This window comes from Nocardioides sp. P5_C9_2, assembly GCF_054049555.1.
Genome location: NZ_JBFUMD010000625.1, coordinates 1 through 1,798, shown reverse-complemented (window position 1 = coordinate 1,798; position 1,798 = coordinate 1). Strand labels below are relative to the sequence as shown.

Annotated in this window: 2 protein-coding genes; both read right to left on the bottom strand. The window is 68.3% G+C overall.

Going from position 1 to position 1,798, the window contains the following annotated elements; genetic code table 11:
• Positions 1 to 253 (bottom strand): hypothetical protein (locus ACXJKL_RS20360; protein ID WP_457208811.1); only part of this gene is annotated, 253 nt, incomplete at its 3' end.
• 1 nt (position 254) lies between these two features.
• Positions 255 to 1,694 (bottom strand): APC family permease, encoded by a 1,440-nt coding sequence (locus tag ACXJKL_RS20355; RefSeq protein ID WP_457208810.1) that lies wholly within the window; start codon positions 1,692 to 1,694, stop codon positions 255 to 257.
• Positions 1,695 to 1,798: the final 104 nt, after the last annotated feature.

Here is a 1,798-nt window from a genome sequence, read left to right as displayed (position 1 = left end):
GCCCCCAGCCGTCGAACTCGGCGGCCACGGTGGCCACCGCGCTCTTGGCGGCGGCCCGGAACCCCTCCGACTCGCTGGTCGCCCGCTGCCGGCTGCCCGCCGAGAGGTCGTCGGCGAAGGCGACCGAGGCCAACGGCCGGATCACCGCCACCACCGAGATGTCGGTGATCTTGGCGGGGTCGGCGAAGGCCTTCAGCTGCTTGGCGGCGGCGAGGGACTGCTTGGAGCCGTCCGTGGCGACGATGACATGCATGTCAGGCCTCCTCCTTCTCGAGCGGCACGCTGGTGACCCCGGTGCCCTTGCTGCCGAAGAGCTTCTCCGCGAGGTAGAGCACGACGCCGACGGCGAGCAGGCCGGCGCACCAGTACAGCGACGTCGGGTCGTCGTAGATCGCGTAGTAGAGGATGGCCAGGTTGCCGACCAACCCCACGATGAGCAGGGGCGTGTTGGCCCGGAACGCCCGCTCGTCCTCGTCCTGCCCGCGCAGCTTGAGGCAGGCGACGATCACGAGCGCGTAGATCGCGAGCAGGAAGACCACGGTCACGAGCGCCAGCCGGTTGACCAGGTCGATACCGCCACCGGCCGCGGTGACCGCGTATCCGGTGACGAGCAGGCCACCCACCACGAGGCCGCTGAACAGCAGGCCCACCCACGGGCTGCGGCGGGTCGGGTGGATCTTGGCGAAGACGCCCGGGACGACGTCCTCGCGCGCCATGCCGTAGAGGATGCGCGGCTGCGTGACCAGGGTGACGAGGGTGGTGTTGGTGATCGCGACGAGGGCGATGATGGTGAAGATGGTCGTCATGGCGTCGGTGGAGAAGGGAAGGATGCCCTGCTTGACCACCTCGAGCAGCGCGGCCGGGGACTCGGCCAGGGTGTCGACGGGGACCGTCAGCGCCGCGGCCATGGACACCAGCACATAGACGATGCCGGCGACGATCATGCCGCCGATGAGGGACCGCGGGAACGCCTTGTACGGGTCGATGGTCTCCTCGGCGACGTTGGCGGTGTTCTCGAAGCCCGTCATGGCGAAGAACGAGAACGCCACACCGGCGAGCACCGCGAGGGCCGGGTTGCCCGAGACGCTGATGTCGCCCAGGATTCCGAAGTCCGCGTTGCCCTGGGCCACGTAGTAGATCGCGATGCCGATGACGATGATCAGGCCGCTCAGCTCCACGAACGTCATCAGCATGTTCATCACCACCGACTCGGTGATGCCGATGTAGTTGACCAGCACCAGGGCCGCGACGAACAGCAGCGACACCAGCAGCGCGGGCGGACCGCCCCACAGCTCGGCGAAGTACGACGCGAACCCGGTCGCGAGCGACCCGGTGGCGGCGAAGCTCGCCGAGAGGAACGAGACGGTGACCAGGAAGGTGAGCGCCTTGTTGTCGAACGCCTTCTGGACGTAGAGCGAGGAGCCCGCGGCCTGCGGGTACTTGGTGACCAGCTCGGCGTACGCCGCACCGGTGATGGCTGCAACGGCGACACCGACCGCGAAGGCGATCCAGAACGCCCCACCGACCGCTGCGGCGACCAGTCCGATCAGGACATAGATGCCCGAGCCGAGGACGTCCCCGAGCGTGTAGAAGAAGAGCTGCGTCCCGGTGATGGACCTCTTCAGGCCAGTGTCGTCATCGTCGTCGGTAGGTCGCGTGCTGGTGACGGTGGAGTCGGCCACGAGGGCCCTCACTTCCCGAGTGGAGGGGTGGAATGCCCCGACCCCACCGGACTCAGGGGCGCTTGTCAATCGGGTCGGTCACAGGTGCCGGCGGTCCGAGGCCCACCGGGTGAGCT